General features: G+C 67.5%; 18 protein-coding genes. 8 read left to right on the top strand and 10 right to left on the bottom strand.

The annotated features are described in order from the left end of the window. Positions 1-15: 15 nt before the first annotated feature. Positions 16-999, top strand: coding sequence for a hypothetical protein (locus tag ACFVWG_RS16690; protein WP_391544164.1), 984 nt, complete (start codon positions 16-18; stop codon positions 997-999). Positions 1000-1002: 3 nt separating this feature from the next. On the opposite strand, the gene ACFVWG_RS16685 is transcribed toward ACFVWG_RS16690, so the two are convergent. The 4 genes from ACFVWG_RS16685 to ACFVWG_RS16670 form a co-directional block, all read right to left on the bottom strand. Further along, entirely contained in the window at positions 1003-1374 is a 372-nt protein-coding gene (locus ACFVWG_RS16685) for a helix-turn-helix domain-containing protein (protein ID WP_391544163.1), read from the bottom strand. Continuing rightward, positions 1371-1775, bottom strand: coding sequence for a hypothetical protein (locus ACFVWG_RS16680; RefSeq protein ID WP_391544162.1), 405 nt, complete (start codon positions 1773-1775; stop codon positions 1371-1373). The genes ACFVWG_RS16685 and ACFVWG_RS16680 overlap by 4 nt, the downstream gene beginning before the upstream one ends. Before the next feature lie 268 nt (positions 1776-2043). After that, the gene (locus ACFVWG_RS16675) at positions 2044-4260 is read right to left on the bottom strand and encodes a family 43 glycosylhydrolase (RefSeq protein ID WP_391544161.1); all 2217 of its coding nucleotides are present in this window, start codon (positions 4258-4260) and stop codon (positions 2044-2046) included. Positions 4261-4280: 20 nt separating this feature from the next. After that, complete coding sequence (locus tag ACFVWG_RS16670; protein WP_391544160.1) at positions 4281-5771, bottom strand: alpha-N-arabinofuranosidase; 1491 nt, start codon at positions 5769-5771, stop codon at positions 4281-4283. Positions 5772-5900: 129 nt separating this feature from the next. Here ACFVWG_RS16670 and ACFVWG_RS16665 point away from each other — a divergent pair, with 129 nt between their 5' ends. Further along, a complete protein-coding gene (locus tag ACFVWG_RS16665; protein WP_391544159.1) occupies positions 5901-6911 on the top strand; it encodes a LacI family DNA-binding transcriptional regulator in 1011 nt (336 codons plus the stop codon). Here the strand turns inward: ACFVWG_RS16665 and ACFVWG_RS16660 are convergent. Both ACFVWG_RS16660 and ACFVWG_RS16655 read right to left on the bottom strand, forming a co-directional pair. After that, a complete protein-coding gene (locus ACFVWG_RS16660) occupies positions 6908-8611 on the bottom strand; it encodes a M14 family metallopeptidase (protein WP_391544158.1) in 1704 nt (567 codons plus the stop codon). The two genes, ACFVWG_RS16665 and ACFVWG_RS16660, sit on opposite strands and share 4 nt — an antisense overlap. An 841-nt stretch (positions 8612-9452) precedes the next feature. Further along, positions 9453-10583, bottom strand: a complete 1131-nt coding sequence (locus ACFVWG_RS16655) for an FAD-dependent oxidoreductase (RefSeq protein ID WP_391544157.1) — start codon at positions 10581-10583, stop codon at positions 9453-9455. 79 nt (positions 10584-10662) lie between these two features. On the opposite strand from ACFVWG_RS16655, the gene ACFVWG_RS16650 reads away from it, so the two are divergent. Beyond that, complete coding sequence (locus ACFVWG_RS16650; RefSeq protein ID WP_391544156.1) at positions 10663-11214, top strand: TetR family transcriptional regulator; 552 nt, start codon at positions 10663-10665, stop codon at positions 11212-11214. Here the strand turns inward: ACFVWG_RS16650 and ACFVWG_RS16645 are convergent. From ACFVWG_RS16645 to ACFVWG_RS16635, 3 genes are all read right to left on the bottom strand, one after another. After that, positions 11207-11926, bottom strand: coding sequence for a sugar phosphate isomerase/epimerase family protein (locus tag ACFVWG_RS16645; RefSeq protein ID WP_391544155.1), 720 nt, complete (start codon positions 11924-11926; stop codon positions 11207-11209). The two genes, ACFVWG_RS16650 and ACFVWG_RS16645, sit on opposite strands and share 8 nt — an antisense overlap. 44 nt (positions 11927-11970) lie before the next feature. Next, on the bottom strand, positions 11971-13992 hold the full coding sequence (locus tag ACFVWG_RS16640; protein WP_391544154.1) for a DUF4328 domain-containing protein: 2022 nt from the start codon (positions 13990-13992) through the stop codon (positions 11971-11973). A gap of 257 nt (positions 13993-14249) precedes the next feature. Next, complete coding sequence (locus tag ACFVWG_RS16635; RefSeq protein ID WP_391544153.1) at positions 14250-14978, bottom strand: DUF4328 domain-containing protein; 729 nt, start codon at positions 14976-14978, stop codon at positions 14250-14252. Positions 14979-15071: 93 nt separating this feature from the next. Between ACFVWG_RS16635 and ACFVWG_RS16630 the strand changes: the two genes are divergently transcribed. The 3 genes from ACFVWG_RS16630 to ACFVWG_RS16620 all read left to right on the top strand — a co-directional run bounded on the left by ACFVWG_RS16630 (position 15072) and on the right by ACFVWG_RS16620 (position 16649). Beyond that, positions 15072-15680, top strand: coding sequence for a rhomboid family intramembrane serine protease (locus ACFVWG_RS16630; protein WP_391544152.1), 609 nt, complete (start codon positions 15072-15074; stop codon positions 15678-15680). A gap of 12 nt (positions 15681-15692) precedes the next feature. Then, entirely contained in the window at positions 15693-16169 is a 477-nt protein-coding gene (locus ACFVWG_RS16625) for a methylated-DNA--[protein]-cysteine S-methyltransferase (RefSeq protein WP_391544151.1), read from the top strand. Between the two features lie 162 nt (positions 16170-16331). After that, complete coding sequence (locus ACFVWG_RS16620; protein ID WP_391544150.1) at positions 16332-16649, top strand: hypothetical protein; 318 nt, start codon at positions 16332-16334, stop codon at positions 16647-16649. Positions 16650-16714: 65 nt separating this feature from the next. Here the strand turns inward: ACFVWG_RS16620 and ACFVWG_RS16615 are convergent, their stop codons facing one another. Further along, on the bottom strand, positions 16715-17446 hold the full coding sequence (locus tag ACFVWG_RS16615) for a DUF5324 family protein (RefSeq protein WP_391544149.1): 732 nt from the start codon (positions 17444-17446) through the stop codon (positions 16715-16717). 156 nt (positions 17447-17602) lie between these two features. Here ACFVWG_RS16615 and ACFVWG_RS16610 point away from each other — a divergent pair, with 156 nt between their 5' ends. Both ACFVWG_RS16610 and ACFVWG_RS16605 read left to right on the top strand, forming a co-directional pair. Further along, on the top strand, positions 17603-18145 hold the full coding sequence (locus ACFVWG_RS16610; RefSeq protein WP_391544148.1) for a peptidylprolyl isomerase: 543 nt from the start codon (positions 17603-17605) through the stop codon (positions 18143-18145). Positions 18146-18205: 60 nt separating this feature from the next. Further along, entirely contained in the window at positions 18206-18958 is a 753-nt protein-coding gene (locus ACFVWG_RS16605; protein WP_391544147.1) for a rhomboid family intramembrane serine protease, read from the top strand. Positions 18959-19518 lie beyond the last annotated feature (560 nt).

The following is a 19518-nucleotide window of genomic DNA, read 5'->3' as shown; positions in this document are numbered from 1 at the left end:
TGTCACTCTCACTGCATGAATCGACGCCCAGCACTCGCGCTCATCGCGCTCACTGTTCCCCTCTTGATGCCTCAGGCCGCTCACGCCGCAGTTGCGGAGCCGTGTCTGCAGCACCCGTTGCCGACGATCGCCGGGCTGCAGTGGCAGCACCCGGACGCGGCCGCACCGGCTGGGCGTTTCCTGGTGGGGCGCGGCTTCCGGGCCGGTGTAGGTGACACGCTGGTGCGCTGGCACGACGGCGTACCCGCCGAGGTCGGTATCACCGATCCTGACGGGCTGACCGTCGACGATGTGAGTGACGACGGTCAGATCGTGTTCAATCGGCTGTCCCCGTCGATCAGCTTCCGCTACCGCGACGGCTCCGCGGAACAGCTCCCGGTCGCCTCCGGGTGGGCGATCGCGCAGGCCGGCAAGATCGACAACGCACACGGCGTGATCATCGGCCGCGTCCTCGACGCCGGCCAGTCGACGCAGCGCGCGGTCAAGTGGACCGCAACGAACCAGGTCCAACTGCTCGCCGCCCCGGCCGGGTTCACGGAGTCGATCGCCTCCGACATCGCCGACGACGGCACGATCGTCGGCTCGGTGATCAACCCCGCGGCGAACCCCGAGGACCCCTCAGACATTCGCGCGGCCTACTGGCGCCCGGACGGCACCGTCGTCGTACTGCCGAAAGCATCCACCGCCACCAGCACCAACGCGACCTCCATCAGCAACGGCGTCATCTACGGCCTCCAGGACAGCCAGCCCGTCAGCTGGCCGCTTGGCTCCACCGAACCCCCGGCACCGACCCCAGCACCCCCGATCGACACCAACGCCAACGGCACCGCCCTCTACCCCGACCGAGTCGTCCAGCCCGCCAAGGGCGAGCGCCTCCTCGAAACCAAAGACGACACCATGCCCGGCAGCAACCACGCCCTAGGCCTCACCACCGACGACCAGGTCCTCGGCTGGATCGACGACGCCAACCTAACGCCCACCCGCTGGGACTGCAGCTAGGACCTACGCCGACCGAGCTCCCCGGAACTGGTCGAGATTGAGCTCGACCTCCATCCCGTTGAGGACGGCCACAATCCGGGGCTGCTCGGCCCCCGTCGCGTGCAAGTAGTCGGCCAGCGTGGACAGCAGCATGTCGTGATGCCGCTCCAGACGGGAAACCACCGCCTGGCCGACACCAAGCTTCGCCGCCAACTGAACCTGCGTCAGATCGCTGGCCCGCCGGATCATCGCGAGGTTCTCGGCGTACAGCCGATCCATCTCGCGCATCTCGTCCCGGATCTTGGCGACATCTGCCGCGATCTCCGGATCGGCGAGCACCTCGTTCAGATAGTCGTTGCCACGCTCAAAGCCAGCTGGGGCAGTCTCGTCGGTCATGCCTGTCCCCTCATCTTTTCTCGTTTCCATTGGTCGATGAGCCCATCGGCTCGTGCCCCGACGGAGTTGTAGAACACATCGCCGATCCGGGCCTTGTCACCTGCGAACACCGCAACGACCACCGTGTCCGAACCTGGTGGGAACCAGCAGATGAGGCGGATGGCGATGCCTGCGTGATACGGATGTGACACTCTCCAGAGCGGGTAGCGTTTGGACTGCCGAACCCACCGAAGTGCCGCTGTTTCGGTGTCGGGGGTGGGCACTTCCTCGAGTTCTTGGAGAACAGCGAGCTCTGCGGAGACCAGACGGACTGCCTGTTTCGCACGTTCATCCCCCTTCGCCGCTCGAGCCTTAAGGTCACGGAACCATATGCCGAAATCGGCCGGCCAATCGATCTGCACCGGCCTACTATGACAGGAATACCATATGGTGACCAAATCATATCGGTAACGCCTGTGGATAACCAGGGACTCCCTGAATCGTTACTCGCACACTATGGGTCGGCCACCCGACCAGGTGAGTTGGGTGATGTGCATGCTGCGGTCCAGCAGAGCCAGTCGCGGAAGGGGGAAGCGTCGATGGAGCCGCCCTCGTCCGCTTGGCTGATCAGGGGACTTGGAGATTTGTCGACATAGGGACCTTCGGGTTCGCGGCGGCGGCGACTCCGTGTCACTTGCTTTCGTAGAACCGCAGGTAGTCGAACGTCGCCACCGGCGGCGGGTTCGCGCCGGTGAACTCGCCGTGGGCGAAGAGACCGAGCTTCGCCGGCGCCGACAGCACCCACGACGCACCCCAGGTCCAGTGCTTGCCGTCAACGCTCGTGCCCGCCTGGTAGACGTGCTCACCAGCCGCGTTCTTGTGGTACGCCAGCCGCATCCACTGCGTCGGCGCCGACCGCCCGATCGCGGCACCGCCGTAGCTCGTCGCACCGTCCGACGCCCGCGCCACCAACTCACGCCCGTACTCGATCTGCCGCGTCTTCCAGATCGCCACGTTCCCGAGCCGCGCGAAGTCGTTGTCGTTCAGGTACGCGATCATCCCGGCCTGCTGGTAATTGCGAACATCCCCTGACCCCGTATCGAGGTGCAGCTTCGTCTCCGCGATCCACCTGTCCCCAGCAGGCGTGTTGTGGAACAGCAACCCCGCGTTGTTTCCAGAGCCGACCAGGTCCGCGTTCTCCAGCGGCCACGACAACTTGCCATCGGCAACGACTGTCTTCGCATCCGGACGCACCCATGACCAGTCCGCACCCAGCGGCCCATCAAAGTCATCCCGAGCCAGCAGCTTCCCGGTCTCCGGTACGGCGGCCAACCGTCGTACCGGCGTTGCCACCGAACGCACGGTCAGGTTGTCGATCTCGGCCGAACCAAGCCACCGCACTGGCGCTGCACTCAGCTTCAACCCCGGTACGACGAGCTGTGCCTCGGCGTACACGTCTCCGAGCCCGGCGTCGTTCACCCGCGCGGTCACCGTGGAGCCCGACACCTGGACGACCAGCTTGTTCCATTGCGAGCGGTCGAAGTCGGCCGGCAACGCAGCAGACGCCGTACGACGTCCTGCCACGACCGTCACCTTGCCCTGAGCCACGGTTGCCACAACCTGGTGACCACCGAGCGCCGTGCTGAACGAGGAGCCCAACCGAACGTCAGCCTCCACCCGCACCGAACCAGCCGCAGCGGACTTGCGGGTCTGCGCGACTCCGGAGATGGCAGCGGTCGGACCACCGAGCGCATCGCCTGGGCGCCTCGACGCCAGCGACAGACCGCCGGCCGGGTCAGTCGAGTTGATATCCAAACCCGATCCGGTGACAGGTGCCGGGACCGGAGCCTCGGACGGACCAGCACCCGCGCGAGTCCGCGGCCAGCCGTCGATCCAGTCGATGGTGTCGATCAGCATCGGCCGCCGGTTAATCCCGAACGGGTCGGTCAGCCAGGCCTGGTTGCGATCGATGGCGTGGTAGACGATGTGGTCCTGACCGGCCGCGTCGGTGATGAACGCGTGGTGACCAGGGCCGATCCACTTGTTGCCGTTCTGCGTGATGACCGTCGTACCGCCCACCCGCGACTCCGTCATCGCGACCCCGTCGGCATCCAGGAAAGGCCCGCGAGGGGAGCGAGACCGGCCGGCGAAGACCGAGTAGCCGGTAGTCGGGCCGGCGCAGCAGTTCATCGACGACGCCATCAGGTAGTAGTAGCCATCGCGGTAGACGACGTACGAGCCTTCGTAGCGGTCGCCGATCGTCACCTGCGTTGGTTCTCCGACCGCGTGCATTCCGTCCGCGGACAGTTCGGTGACCGAGATGCCGCCATAGAAGCCGCCGTAGTACATGTACCGCTTGCCGTCGGCCGCGGTCAGGAGCGCCGGGTCGATGGTGTTGTACCAGCCACCGTTCCCGTCCGACTTCGGCGTGACCACTGGACCGTCACCAGCGGTCCACGGCCCGGCCGGCGTCGGCGCAGTGGCCACGCCGATCGCGAAGTCGCTGCCGGGGTTGGCCTGAGTGTCCGTGACGGTGAAGTACATGACGTACTTGCCGTCGAAGTACCGGATGTCCGGTGCCCAGAAGAACGAGCCCGGTGCCGCCCAGGACGGCTTGGTCTGGTCGTTGAAGACCGTGCCCAGGTACTCCCAGGAGCTGAAGTCCTTGGTCCGGGCCATGTGCATCAGCCCGAACGGGCCGTTGGCAACGAGTGGGTCCGAGGTGGCGTAGGCGTACCAGTAGCCGTCCCGGCCCTGGATGATCGACGGATCGGCGAAGGTGTCGGCGAAGCTCGACGAGATCGCGTTGGTGGTGGTCGGCGCGGGCGGCGCCGCGCTGGCGGCCGTCGTACCGGCTGCTACCGCGGCGACAGCGAGTGCTGCCGCCAGAAGGCGTTTGGGAGGCACGGGCAGGGTCCCCTCTCGGATCACACGGTGAGCTGAATCAGATGCCACGAAGCCGGTGGCAGCGTGGCCGTGCAGACGCCGTCGACGATCTCGGTCCCCTCGATCACCCGGGGTACCACCCGGTCCGGATCGTCGGCCGTGTTCACGGCAGTGCGGTCGTCGTCGTACAGGGCGAGATGCTGAGCGACCTTCAGGCTGCCGACCGGGATCTCCAGGTCGACCTTGTCGGTCTCGCTCCGGTTCACCACGAAGATGGCGATCTCGCCGGTCTTCTCGTCGTACGTCGCTGTGCTCCAGAGCGCGGGGACGCGCCCGAACGCGGTCGTGTCGATCTCGGGTCCGTCGCTGATCGCGGTCTGCAGCACGGTCGGACCGGCGTACTTCGCGGTCAGAGCGAACGGGTGGAAGATGCTCTGCCGCCAGGAGCGGCCGCCGGCCTCGGTGCGGATCGGGCCGATCACGTTGACCAGTTGCGCAAGGCAAGCGATCTTCACCCGGTCCGCGTGCCGGAGCAGCGTGATCAGCAGGCTGCCGACCACGACCGCGTCGTCGACCGTGTAGGTGTCCTCGATCAGCGGGCCGACCTCCCGGATGCCGAGGCCGAGCTCACCGGGGAAGTCCTGCTGGCGCCAGACGTTCCACTCGTCGAAGGAGAGCGTGATCTCCTTCTGGCTGCGCTTGAGCGCCTTGACGTGGTCGGTGGTCGCGATCACCGACGAGATCATCCGGTCCATGTCCTCGGCCGCGGCCAGGAAGGTGGTCTGGTCGCCATCGCGGGGTTCGTAGTACGCGTGCAGGCTGATGTGGTCGACCAGCTCGTAGGTGCGCTCGAGGACGATCCGCTCCCATTCGCCGAACGTCGGCATCCCGGAGTTGCTGGACCCACAGGCGACCAGCTCGAGATCAGGGTCGACGCGGCGCATCGCGTTCGCGGTCTCCTCGGCCAGTCGCGCGTACTCGTCGGCGGTCTTGTGACCGATCTGCCAGGGGCCGTCCATCTCGTTGCCCAAGCACCAGACCTTGATCCCGTACGGCGCCTCGTGGCCGTTGGCGACCCGGCGGTCGGGGAGCTCGGTCCCGGCCGGCAGGTTGGTGTACGACAGCAGCTCGACGGCCTCCTTGATGCCGCGGGTACCGAGGTTGACCGCCCAGACGGGCTCGACCTCGGCCTTGCGGGCCCAGGCGACGAACTCGTCGGTGCCGAACTGGTTCGGCTCGATCGCCCGCCAGGCCAGGTCCAGCCGGCGCGGCCGCTGGTCCTTGGGACCGACGCCGTCCTCCCAGTCGTAGTTCGAGACGAAGTTGCCGCCGGGATAGCGAACGGCGGTCACGCCGAGCTCGCGGACCAGATCGAGCACGTCACCGCGGAACCCGTCCGCGTCGGCGGCCGGGTGACCGGGCTCGTAGATCCCGGTGTACACACAGCGGCCCATGTGTTCGACGAACGACCCGAACAACCGCCGGTCCACCGCGCCGACGACGAACGCCGGATCCACCACCAGCCGGGCCATGAAACCTCCAGTCAAGAGAGCATTACAACGTTTACCGTGGATTCTTACAACGATTGACATCCGCGGTAAAGGGCTCACCGTGCGCGAGCGTGGCACACTCGGGCGACAGGTCGGTGACAGGAGGTTCGGATGGCGACCAGGCTGAGCGATGTGGCGGCGCGGGCCGGTGTGTCGGTGAAGACGGTGTCGAACGTGATCAACGACTACCCGCACATCACCGCGCACACCCGGGCCAAGGTCGAGGCCGCGATCGCCGACCTGGACTACAAGCCGAACGTGAGCGCCCGGTCGCTGCGCAAGGGCCGCTCCGACTTCATCGCGCTGGCGATCCCGGAGATGGCGTCGCCGTACTTCGCCGAGCTCGGCGCCGCCTTCTCCCGGGCTGCCAAGAAGCGCGGGATCACCGTGCTGATCGAGCAGACCGAGGGCGAGCCGGCCGCCGAGCAGATGGTCCTGGACGGGATGCGCGGTCAGCTGATCGACGGCATCGTCTTCTCCCCGATCACCAGTACGCCGGCCAAGATCGGTGCCGCGGTGGGCAGCGGGAAGCCGCTCATCCTGCTCGGCGAGCGGACGACCGGCGGCACGTTCGATCACGTCGCCGTCGACTCGGTCCAAGCGGCGTACGACGCGACCACCCATCTCATCTCGCTCGGCCGAACGCGGATCGCGGCCATCGGAGTCGGTGGCGGCGGTGCCTCGGGGACAGGCGCCGTACGACGTCGTGGTTATCGGAAGGCTTTGAAGGCGGCCGGGCTCACACACGACCCGGCGCTTGAGCTGGCCGGCACCGGCTATCACCGGCTGGACGGTGCGGCCGCGATGCGCCAACTGCTGGAGCTGCCCGAGCCACCGGACGCTGTGTTCTGCTTCAACGACCTGCTGGCGCTCGGCGCCCTGCGCACGCTAGCCGACGCAGGTCTGTCGGTGCCGGACGATGTGGCCGTCGTGGGCTTCGACGACATCGAGGACGGCCGGTACCACTCGCCGTCCCTGACCACGATCTCGCCGAACAAGGAGTGGCTGGCCGACCAGACCGTCTCCCTACTGCTCGAGCGGATCGGCGGGAGCGGTGAGGCTGCACGTCGCAACCTCACCGTCCCTTACACACTTGAGATTCGCGAGTCGACTGCCGGTTAGAAGGCTGACGAACAGGTTGTGAGGTTCGCCGTCACGCTCGCGCCGCGGGCGACGGTGACCTGACGGGTCTCCAGCACCTGGCCGGTCGGGCGCTCACAGGTCAGCGTCCACGACTCGGTGCCGCCACCGTTCTGGATGGTGATCGGCCGCGTGGACGGGTTGGTGTGCCACGTGTAGGTCCCAGCCGCGGGCACCGTCATCGTGGTTTCGAGCGTGTCGGGCAGCAGCGTGCCGTTCCACGTCTTGGTGGTGAAGGACTTCTTCAACCGCAGTACGGCGCCGGCCGGGCCGGTGCCGGTGACGACCGAGTGCCGGGCCGGGTTGATGGTGGACTCGGCCGCGAGCAGGTACGCCTCACGGTTCCCCTTGCCCGCCGTACTGCCGGAGCCGTAGTACATGTTCACGACATTCGAGTACGCCGGGTGGAAGCTGCTCGCGCCGTGCTCGAAGGTGAACCCGAGCCCGCCGGTCGCATAGTACGACCAGTCCTCGGTGGTGCCGGTGGTGTCGTACAGCTCGTACGCCTTTTGGCTGGTGTAGCCGTTCTGCGCGGCCAACTGGTCACCGAGCGCCTTGTAGATCGTCTCGTCCGGAGTGTTCGCCGCACTGGCGTAGCCCGGCTCACGCAACACCAGGTTGGAGTAGGTGTGGTTGGTGATCAGCGTGGTGACCTGGTTCGCGGACACCAGCGCCTGGATGTTGCGGGTCTCCGGTTCACTGAACGCGCTCGCACCGCGGTAGGTCTCCGAGGTCAGGCTGGTCGACGCGCCTGGACCACCCCAGAAGCCCGAGTAGTTCCGGTTCGGGTCGGTACCGCGGGACTGGTTGGACGACTGCGCGCACTGGCCGGCGGTCGGGATCTGCCCGTTGGTGATCCGGCAGTTCTTCCGCTTCATCTCGTAGCCGAGGGTCCGGCTCAGGTTGAAGCCGTCCGGGTTCACCACCGGAACGATGATCACCTTGGACTTCTCCAGGATGTTCGTGATCCGGGTGTCGGTGCCGTCGTTCTTCAACAGGTCATAGGCGAACTCGATGGTCAGCTCACCCGACGGCCACTCGCGCGCGTGGTGCAGACCCATCTGCAGGAACACCGGCTTGCCGCTGCTGACCGCGACGTCGTGGGAGATCTCCAGACCCTGGACGCTGCGGCCCTCGAGCGACTTCTCCTTGAGGGTGATCAGCTTCGCCTTGGTCGGGTACTGCTGCGCCAGGCTCGCCAGGTCGTTGGTGAAGTCGGCCAACTGCCGGTACGCCGTTCTACCACTGGGCAAAGTGGCCAGGACGGCTTTGTTCTTCACCGCCTTGGCGTACTCGGCGTCAGCCTTCTCGCGCTCCCGGTCGGCGCCTTCCAGGTCGTCCTCCAGGACCGACCAAGTGAACCCGGCCAGCGTCAGCAGCCGGAGATCACTCTTGCCATAGGCAACAATGTCGGTGTACGTCGGACCGGCCGACTCGGCCAGGTCGAGATCGAGGCTGGTCAGTCGCTTACGGTCGGACTGCGTCGGGGTGTTGACCCGGAGCAGCTGGATCAGCTCGTCGTTCTGCTCTGCCACGGCCTTGCGGTCCGGTGGCGCCGAGGCCTGCACGGCGGCAGGCAGTTGGCTCCCGGCACCGACGGCGAGGACGGCCGCCAGTGCGAGGGGAACGAGTCGAGTCCATCGGGCGGGACGGAACACGATGACCTCCAGTAGTTGAGGCATTGCATGCGGTAACTGGAGGGTAGAGGTCACACGGGGTGAGCGGAAGCGATTCCCCGCGCGGCGAGGGCTAACCTTCGCCCCACCTCCCCGCAACGTCCGAACGACCGGAGAGCCCGCCTCCGCTTTTTCGGACGTTAGCCCCGGCTCCCCGCTAACGTCCGAAGACATGCAGTACGTCGTCAGCGTGTCTTCGGACGTTACGCCGGCCTCCCGTTACGTCCGAAGAAGTGCAGTACCTCGTCAGCGTGTCTTCGGACGCAAACCCCCGGCTCCCCGTTACGTCCGAAGGATCGGAGGGCCCGTCTCCGGGTTTTCGGACGTTATGGCGTGGTGGAGTCGGGTGCGTGGGGTTTGCGGGGAGTTGCTGCCGCTATAGGGCAGTAGATCCACGCAAAGGTGGGGCGTGGGTGGGGGATCGCCCGCACTGAGCCTTCGGGTTGCGCGTCGCGGTGGCTGGGGTGGGTGGCGAGGCCCGGCGGTCGGCGTACCGGTTGTTTGAGGTACTGGGTTGTGGCTGGGGTTCATGCGGGGGTTGCCTGTTGGGTGACTGGGGAGTTTTTTGTGCCGGTGGGGGCTGCTGGGCTCCCCACTCCACCCGCACTGCGGCAGCAACCACGGCGGCGGGGCACCGGACCAGACCTCGGCGCGGCTGGCGGCAACCACAGCCCGGAACCTCAAACAACCGGTGCGCCGATCGCCGGGCCTCGCCATCCCCCTCGGCCCAAGACGGCCCCAGCCACCCTCCCACTGTCAATCGGCCGCAGTGGCGCTCGACCACGGCGGACGGATCCCGGCCGCATCCGAGCGACGCAGTACCGGGACCCCATTGAAAGCGACGCGATTAGGACAGTCCGGCGAGTTGCTCGGCCAGGCCGCGGGTGGCCGAGTGCGAACCGGCGACTAGGCGCAGTACGGCGTTTCGCAGCGGGCGGACGGGTCGGGGGACGTTGGCGAGTCGGGTTAGACGGTGGGCGAGGGCGATGACGCGGACCGCCTGCGCGCGGCTCTCTTCGGCGTACTGGTCGAGGGCACTGTCGTCGCCGGTTTTGAGGGCGAGGGAGAGGGCATTGGCCAGAGCGATGGCGTCGCGGAGACCGAGGTTCATGCCTTGGCCGCCAGCCGGGCTGTGGGTGTGCGCGGCGTCGCCGGCGAGCAGGACGCGACCGGCTCGGTAGGTGTCGGCGACCCGCTCGTGGATGCGGAACCGGGATCCCCAGACGACCTCGGTCACCTTCGGCGCGCCGGCATGCGGACCGCGCTCGCTGAGGAGGTGCTGGGCGTAGGCCAGGTCCGGATGTTCCGGAGCGTCGGCCACCTCGGCGACCAGCCGGAACGAACCATCCGCGAACGGCGCGACCACGAGCAGCCCGGCCGAACCGAAGTACAGGGCGACCTCGTCGGCACTCAGCCCGCCATCGACGCGGATGTCGACGAGGCTGCAGGACAGCGAGAGAGTGTCGCCGGGCATCTTCATCCCGGCGAGCTCGCGGACCGTGCTGTGCATGCCATCAGCAGCGACGACGTACTGGGCGTCGATCACTTCACCGGAGTCGAGCGTGACGTGCGCGCCCTCGGCATCCTGGGTCAGCCCGACGGCTGACCGCGGCCGCAGCACCTCACCGCCCAACTCGATCAGCCGGTCGAGGAGGACCTGCTCGGTCACCGGTTGCGGAATCATCAGCGTGAACTGATACTCGGACGGCAGTTCGCGCATGCTGACCGGCACGAGCATCCGGTCGCCCTCGCGAATCGCGAAGTCCTGCAGCGGCAGACCGAGCTCGATCAGGCGCTTGCTGACGCCGATCTGCTCCAGCACCTCCAGAGTCCGAGCGTGGACGACCGCGGCCCGCGAGGTATTCGCCCCGGCGGCCAGCTTGTCGACGATCACCACGCTGTGCCCGTCCTGCCGGAGCGCGGCGGCCGCCGCGAGCCCGACCGGTCCGGCACCCACCACCACGATATCGACGTTCATCGCTGCCTCCAGATTTGTCAACGCTTGTTGATTTCTAGGATAACACGGAAGTCAACGGGTGTTGGCATATGCTGCAGCCATGGCGGAGCGGAAGTCGGAGCGGACCCGGGCAGCGATCCTGACGGCGGCGCGGGAGCGGTTCGGCGCCGACGGGTACGAGCGCGCGACGGTCCGGTCGATCGCGGCGGACGCGGCGATCGACCCGGCGATGGTGATCCGGTACTTCGGTAGCAAGGAGAAGCTGTTCGCGGAGGCGGTCGAGTTCGACATCCGGCTGCCCGACCTGAGCGACGTACCGGCTGCCGACGTGGGGACGACGCTGGTCCGGCATCTGTTCGTCCGGTGGGAGAGCGACGACACGCTGCGGGTGCTGCTCCGGACCGCAGCGACCAACGAGACGGCGGCCGAGCGGATGCGCACGGTCTTCGCCAGTCAGCTCGCTCCGACACTGAGCCGCCTTGCGGTCGATCAGCCCGAGCTACGCGCCGGACTGGTCGCGACACAGGCTCTGGGGTTCGCGTTGTGCCGCTACATCCTCCAGTTCCCGCCGGTGACCGCGCTGTCGGCCGACGAGGCTGTTGCGATCCTCGCACCGACCATCACGCACTACCTGACGGGTCCGCTCAGCTGAGCCAGGCGCTGACGGCGGGCAGCGTCTCCGCGAGAGACGGCAGGTGCGGGTGCCACTTGGTCTCCCACTCCAGCGAGAGCGGGTAGTCGGTGCCCTCGAGCGCGCGGAGCAGATCCTGGATCGGGAAGTCGCCGTCCTCGATCGCCACCGGCCGGTAGTTCTGCTTCGAGTCGCTCTGCTTGATCTGGACGAACTCCAGCCACGGCTGCAGCAGCGCGAACGACTCGGCCGGCGTCTCGCCGTGTGACCAGGTGTGCGCGCTGTCCCAGATCACCCGCACGTTGTGCCCGGCGACGTTCGAGTCGATGAGCGTCAGCAGGGCCGCCATCTTCTGGCCGGCCGAGTGCGAGTCGTGCGTCTCCAGCAGGATGCGGGACTCCTTGGGCGCGGTCGCGATCCGGTCGAGGGCGCGGAACTCGCCCGGGCTCGGAGCGTCCGTCGTACCGGGGTCGTCACCGGGGAAGACGCGGACCCCACGGGCGCCGAGGTCGGCGGCGAGCTCGAGGTGCGCCTCGAGCGGCTGCTCCTCGACCGCGCAGAGATTCACGTAGCTGCTGAGCGCGAGGATCTCCAGACCGACGTCCTCGATCCGGCTGCGCAGTTCCTGGCGCTCGGCCGCGGTCAGGTCGACATGGGTGAACTCGTCCGGTGCGGTGCGCAGTTCGAGCCCGTTCACATCGTTGCCCTGGGCAAGTTCCAGGACCTCGTCCAAGGGTGCTCCGTGGCACCCGAGGGTCGAGAAGGCAATCGGCACGATCAGGTCCAGCGACGGCGCGGATGGGTCCGCGGCCCGGCCGGGTGCTCCGGCTCGGCGGGCTGTTCCGGCTGGTACGACGGGTACTCCGGCTCCGGCTGCTGTCCGTAGGACTCGGTGCCGTAGCTGTAGCCGCTCTCGTACGAAGTGGCCGGCTCGGTGTACTCGGACTCGCTGTACGAGCTCGGGGTGTACGAGTCGTACGACGAGCTCGACGGCGCCGCCGGGTCGTAGGCGCTGCTCGTGTAGTCCGAGTTGTACCCGTACTGCTGGTTGGCGTCGTAGCTGGTCTCGCTCGTGTACTCCGAGGTGTACGACGACGTGTAGTCCGTGGCCGGCGTCTCGTAGGACGAGTAGCTGGTCGGCTCGTACGACGCGGCCGGGTACTCGGGGGTGCTGTAGGAGGTCTCCGGCGTGTACGACGGTTCCGGTCCGTACTCGGGGACCGAGGGGAGCGGCTTCGACGGCGTCAGGAAGTCGTCCTGCTGCGACAGCACCGGCGCCGGCTCGTAGTACCCGGCGGCGGGCGTCTCGAACACCGACGGGCTGTCCACCGCAACCCGAGCGGCCCGGCGGCCTACGCGCGCAACAGGCGCGGGCTCAGGCTCGGGTGCGGGCTCGACCGACGGTGAAGCCGTCGAGGTCAGGTAGTCAGAGGTGGTCTCGTACGACGTGTAGGGCTCGGAGTAGCTGCTCGCCCACGACGGCTCCGGGTCGGCCTGCTGCTCGGGCTGGTACGCGTACGGGTCCGGCTGGATGCTGGGCTGCGCGGGCTCCTGGCTCATCCAGCGGCTCTTGGCCGCGGCCAGCGGGTCCTCTTCGCCCAGGAACTCGCTCCAGGACGGCTTGAGCGGCTGGTACGCCGTCTGCTCGGCCGTGTGGCTGTCGTCCTGCCAGGTCGAGACTGCGTCGAACTGCTGAGTGGAAGGACCGGCGTCGACCTGCGGCTCGTTGGCCTGCCAGTTCTCGGCGACCGGGGCGAAGGGGCTCCACTTGGGCGCCTCCTCGGCCGGCTCGCTCGCACCGAACGGGCTTCCACCGGGGGCCGCCGCACCATCACCGGGGAAGGCGCTGGCAGCTGCCGCGAACGGGCTGGCCGGCGGGGCAGCCTCGGCTGCCGGGGCGAACGGGCTGCCTGCTGCGGCCGCTGCGGCACCGCCGCCGGCCAGCTGCAGCTCCGGCTGCCGCTCCAGGCGCCGGGTCGGCGACGAGGCCAGACCGGCCTGCGCCGAAGCGGCGATCGGCTCGGCGATGGCCGGCTGCTCGTCGGTGTCGTCGTTCGCATACGTCGGTACGGCGGTCAGCTTCGGCTCGCGCTGGTCCCACCAGGGGGTCCACTCGCGCTCGGTCTGCATCGCGGTGATCTTGCGGATCACCAGGGTCGCGGCCACTGCCGACACCGCGGTCAGCAGCAGGGACGCCGTACCGGCGAGAGCGATTCCGCGCAGCGATCCGACCGTGGCTTCCATCCACATCAGGAAGCGGCGGACCACCACGTCGAAGGTGAGCGCGCCGATCCAGGCGACCCACCAGAAGGAGGTCAGGGACGGCGTCCGGAACCGGCGCAGGTCGTCGGCGTAGACCGGCGTCTTCGGATCGCTGGCGAGCCAGACGTCGTCGACGATCTGCTTGGGGTACCAGAGGTTGGGGCCGGGGACGAACCAGCTGGCCAGCACCCAGCCGTGGCTGCGGCGGTGGTCGGCCTGGCAGAAGACCTCGGAGTTGACCCGGGCGCGCCACAGCCAGATCACGAAGACCACGGCGGCGGCGACGGAGATGACGACGTTGGGGATCGCGGTGAACTTCGCGATCGCGTCGGCACGATTGAGATCCGCGTCGTCGACGTTCGGCATGCCACCGAGGTAGCGGTGGACCACGGAATACGTGTTCCAGTCCGACCAGGTGGACAGCAGGTGCGTGACAGTCGACGCTCCCAGCAGTCCGATCGCGATCTTGCCGACCGTACCTACCTGCTGGAACTCTTCAGTCGCGTGCGGCTGCCACTCATCTTCGGGGTTCTGCACAGATGACAGAACTGTGGGTTGCGGGTGGCTCACGTCGTGCGTCCCTCGCGTTGCCGGAACTCCGTCTGTTAGTCGGTTCGGCCAGAACCTGCCCCCGCATGACCGAGCCACATTGATACCACGAAGTAGGTACGCCAAGGGAGCCGGTCCCAGCACGGAGGGTATCGACTTAACGTGTTCTTTTCGTACGGCCATCACCACTTGTAACGACGGATCCGACGGTGTGTAACGGTTTGGTTTACCGCGCAGGAGGTTGGTCAGTTCGCCGGTGGAAGTCTGAAGGCTTGTTGTCCCTGGTCAGACGCCCACCAAGGCACCCAGGGACGATTCGCCTGCAGGTCGTCGATGTGCGCGATCAGCTGAACGGCGAGCACGGCCGCCGCCGAGGTGGAGACCGCCGAGATCGTGGACAAGATCACGTTGGTCCGCAGGTCCCCGACCGAGTTCGTACCACCGAGGACACCGCGCTGGACGATGTTCCCGGAGACCAGGCCGACCACCCACGTCAGCCACCACACCCACACCAGCCGCGTCCCGGGCAGATCACGCAGTGCCTCGGTCTGCGGCGGAGTCCGCGGGTCGCTGGCCGCGACGATGTCGTCGACCACCTGCTTGGGGTACCAGAGGTTCACCACCGGGCAGATCCAGCTGCCGAGCACCCAGCCCCGGGTGAACCGATGCTCGCCCCGGCAGAACATCTCCGCGTTCCACCGCACCCGCCACAGCCACACGATGAACACTGCCGCCGCGGCGAACAGCGCGATCGCCGAGACGATCCCGAGCGACCCGGAGAACAGGTCCGCCTCCGCGAGCCGATCCGGATCATCGGCGTACCGCTCGACCGTCCGATAGGAGTACCAGTCGGACCAGGTGGTCGCCCACGTGGTGACCGTGACGACACAGATCAGTACGGAGGAGGCCAGGCCCATCGTCCGCTCGGAACTGAACCATCGGTCCAGCGGCGGTTGCGGCGGCCGGCTCGGCATGGCACCAGATGTAGCACAACACCGCGTGACCGGGCGAGGACATCAAGTCGTCGTACGGCGGTGTCGGCCCGTCGCCGTACTAGGTTCGCGGGCATGAGTTCGGAGCGCACAGCCAACCCGTACGGCGTCTTTCTCGGCCGGATCTCGACACCTACGAAGCCGTGGCTGACGCTGGTGGTGTTCGTCGTGACGCTGGCCTGCGGGGTGGCTCAACTGGTGCACCGATCCCTGTACGACGCGGTTGTGCGCGACGCGGTCCGGATCGACGACGGCCAGTGGTACCGGCTGCTCACCGCCATGTTCTTCCAGGACGGCTGGGCGGTCGGACTGATCTCCAACCTGATCGGCCTGGCGGTGCTCGGCACGATCGCGGAGCGGGTGTTCGGGCGCGGTCGCTGGCTGGTCCTGTACTTCGTCTGCGGCTGGTTCGGCCAACTGATGAGCTACCTCTGGCTGAGCCCCGTGGGCGCGGGGAACTCGATGTGCATCGCGGGACTGCTGGGAGGCCTCGCCGCTGTCGCACTGCGTCCGCCGGCTGGGGTCCCCGTCCATCCGCGCGTTCGGATGGTGGCGATCGCGATCCCGGTCCTCGCCGTGGTCGACACGGTGATCCACGACAACCATGGTTTGCCCGCTCTGCTCGGCTTGGTCTTGGGCTTTCTGCTGGGTCTGCCGCGCCGGGAAATGTCGGTGGCGCCGTAGAGGATGGGTGTCATGCGCTGGTGTGTGGTTGATTCGCCGATCGGTGAGCTGTCGCTTGCCGTGGATGACACCGGGTTATGCCGGGTGTCGTTTCAGCGGCTTGACCACCCGGCTCAGAGCGATCCGCTGTTGGAGCGGACGGCTGAGCAGTTGGCCGCGTACTTCGCCGGCGAGCTGCAGGAGTTCGACCTGCCGCTGTCGGTGCGCAGCGGGACGCAGTTCGAGCGAGCGGTGTGGACGCAACTGTCCCGGATTCCGTACGGCGAGATGCAGACGTATGGCGACGTCGCGAAGATCGTCGCCGATGACGTGGGGGCTTCGCGCGCGGTCGGGACGGCGTGCAACCGCAATCCACTGCCGATCGTGGTGCCTTGTCACCGCGTCGTCGGGGCCGGCGGGAAGATGGTCGGTTTCGGGGGCGGGATCCCGACCAAACGGCATCTGCTGGAGCTCGAAGCCCGGGTCAGCTTCGAGACCCTCTGGTCGTGACTGCACACGCAGCGAAACCTGACGAAGATCTGACACCGACATAGCCTCGATCGGCGCGCCTCGTTGGACAGAGCAGGACTACGGTTGCTATCAGCGATCGGTTGGTCACGTTTGAAGTGGTCGATTGGTCGCGCCCTCCACCTGCCCTGGGAAGACGCCCACATGACGAAGACCCGCACCACCATCCACCCCCACCCCGACCTGAGCGCGCTGATGGACAAGAGCGCCGAAGAGTGGTCCGCCCCTGAGATCCAGGACGCCGCACGGGCGGCGATGCAGACCCATGCGCCGGACCGCGAGCCGATCACCCGCACCAAGCGGTTCGGCATCCTGCCTTGGGCGCATCGCAACCACGCGCTCTGCACCCACTGCGGCGGCACCTACCCCTGCATCACCCACCGGTACGCGACCCAGCTGCTCTCCGCCGGCCGCTACACGATCGCCACCGGCCACGAAGAGTCTGAGCCGCAACCGCACTGACAGCTCCACACACGAAGGGCCGCTACCCCAGTAGGGAAGCGGCCCTTCGTGATTGCGGTACTGAATCAGGAATCGGACGGCTTGGTGTCCGTCGACTTCCTGGGGGTGGTGGCCTTCTTCGCGGTGCCGTTGGACGCGGCCTTGACCTCGTCCTCCACCTTGGCCTCGTCGGCCTTGGGGGTCTCCGCCTTCGGAGCCTCCGGCTTCGGCGTCTCCGTCTTAGGAGCCGTGTGGCCGTTCGAAGTCTCCGGACGCGGGGCCGCCGCCGAGCTGTAGTCGCGACCGCTGGTCGGCGTCGACTGCCAGGCCGGCTCCGGCGGGGTCAGCAGCTTCTTGACGGCTGCGGCTGCGAGCGCGCCGAAGCCGAGCAGCAGCACCGCCGTACGGAGCTTGTGGCTCTTCTTCGGTGCGTCGATCTCACCGCGCAGCGCGGCCTTGGTGGCCTTGCCCCGGCGCGAGCTCTCCTCGATCACCGGCTCGGCTGCGGCAGCCAGCGACGCGAGCGCCGCGGAAACCTTCGGCAGCACGTCGTCGTTGAACCGCTCACGGGCCTTCTCGGCGGCCTGCTCGGTGGCAGGTCCCACCTTGGACAGGGCGTCGTCGATCCGCGGCCCGGCCTTCTCGACCGCGACGTGGGCCAGGTGCGCGCCCCGCTCGACAGCCTTCTCCGCGTACGGCGACACCTTCTCCCGTGCGGTGCCCACGGCCGGACCGAACTTCTCCGACGCCGTTTCGGCGAACGGCCGGACCCGATCCTTGGCGATCTCGATCCGGCCCTTGGACTTCCTCAAACCCACAGTGCCCTCCATGGACGCAACTGATACCGCTCTGGACAAATCCGGTCTCATCTGCATCGTAGCCGTACCCACCTGTCAAACCCCCGGTACCGCGGATTCTTGCCCGGACGTGACAGGATCGATGGCGTCAGATGTAACTACCGAGGAGCGACTCCCGTGGCCGAAGAGCTGTACGCAACCCTGCAGACGACGATGGGTGACGTCGTCATCCGGTTGTTCCCGAACCAGGCACCGAAGACCGTGGAGAACTTTGTCGGTCTGGCCGAGGGCACCAAGGAGTGGACCGACGCCCAGACCGGGCAGCCGAGCCACGAGAAGTTCTACGACGGCCTGGGCTTCCACCGCGTCATCAAGGGCTTCATGATCCAGGGCGGCTGCCCGCTCGGCACCGGCACCGGTACGCCCGGCTACTCGTTCGACGACGAGATCCACCCGGAGCTGCAGTTCGACCGTCCGTACCTGCTCGCGATGGCGAACGCCGGCATCCAGTTCGGCAAGGGCACCAACGGCTCGCAGTTCTTCGTGACCGTGACGCCGACGCCGCACCTGAACCGCAAGCACACGATCTTCGGCGAGGTCGCCGACGACGCGTCGCGCAAGGTCATCGACGAGATCGCGGTGGTTCCGACCGCGGCCGCCGACCGGCCGATCGAGCCGGTCGTGATCAACCACGTGGTCATCGAGCGCAAGAACGCCTGATCCACCCCGCGGGACCGGTCAGCGGACCGGTCCCGCCGCCTGTTCCCGGAGGACCACCGCGTGACCGAACCGCCTGCCGGCCCTGTCTGCTACCGGCACCCGAACCGGCCCGCCGGCGTCCGGTGCCAGCGCTGCGACCGCCCGATCTGCCCGGACTGCATGAACAGCGCCGCGGTCGGCTTCCAGTGCCCGAGCTGCTTCAACGAAGGCGTTCGGTCGATCCCGCGCGCCCGCACCTCGCTGGGCGGTATCCAGCGCGGTAACCCGCAGGTCATCACGATGACCGTGCTGGCGATCAACGTGCTCGTGTTCATCGCGGTCCGGGTCGGCAGCCCGCAACTGCTGAGCGATCTGGTGATGGTCCCGGTCCTGACCGAGTCCGAGCCGTGGCGCCTGCTCACGTCGGCCTTCACCCACGTGCAGATCTTCCACATCTTCTCCAACCTGTTCATGCTGTGGCAGATCGGTCCGCCGCTGGAGCAGATGCTCGGCCGCCTGCGCTTCACGATCCTCTATCTGCTGTCCGCCCTCGGCGGCAGCGTCGCGGTCTGGATCCTCAGCGCCCCCGGTACGGCGACGCTCGGTGCCTCCGGCGCGGTCCTCGGCCTGGTCGGCGCCCTGCTGGTCGTCAGCCGCGCCCGCAACCTCGACGTCACCTGGATCCTCGGCTACGTCGCAGTCACCGCCGTCCTCTCCTTCCTGATCCCGAACATCTCCTGGGAAGGTCACCTCGGCGGGTTCATCACCGGCGCCGCGGTCGCCTGGCTCTTCCTCCAGGACACCGAACGCCGCCGCAAGAAAGCCCGCCGCTAGCGCGCAGTGTGATCGGTACGCCGGAGTTCTCGGCGTGGTCGACCCGTGCAGCAGCGCGGGGGCCGTCGTACGAGCGTGGGGTGGATGCTCGCCCCGACCGGACCGAGCCCCTCCCCAAACCGGTTCGGGGAGGACGGGCAGCGTCCGCGAAGGGGCTATGGGGAGGACCCGCCCCCCGAATCAGTCCTGAAACCTCCCCAAACCCGCTCGAGCCCGGCCCACATCCTCCCCAAACCGGTTCAGGTCCGGCCCCGGGCCGTTTCAACGGATATCCGTTGAGGTTGCTGGTTCTCCCCTCAAAATCTGGGCAGAGAAGGGTCAACTTGAGGGGAGATCCGTTCAATTGGCGACCAGCGTTACTGGGTGACAGTGGGGTGAACGGGCGGGAAATGAAAACGGGCTAGGCCACAATTGGCGCTCGGTTGGGTCAAGAACCGTGACATCTTCCGGCCGAGCCGTGTCCTATAGAGGCACGTCCCGACGGGGGACCCAGGCGGTTAGGACTGTTCGATGAGCCCACGCGCAGTGAACAAGCGCGCCCGGCCCGGTAACGAACCGGC

Source organism: Kribbella sp. NPDC058245, from assembly GCF_042882005.1.
GTDB lineage: Bacteria > Actinomycetota > Actinomycetes > Propionibacteriales > Kribbellaceae > Kribbella.
This window is presented reverse-complemented; position numbering and strand designations above follow the sequence as displayed.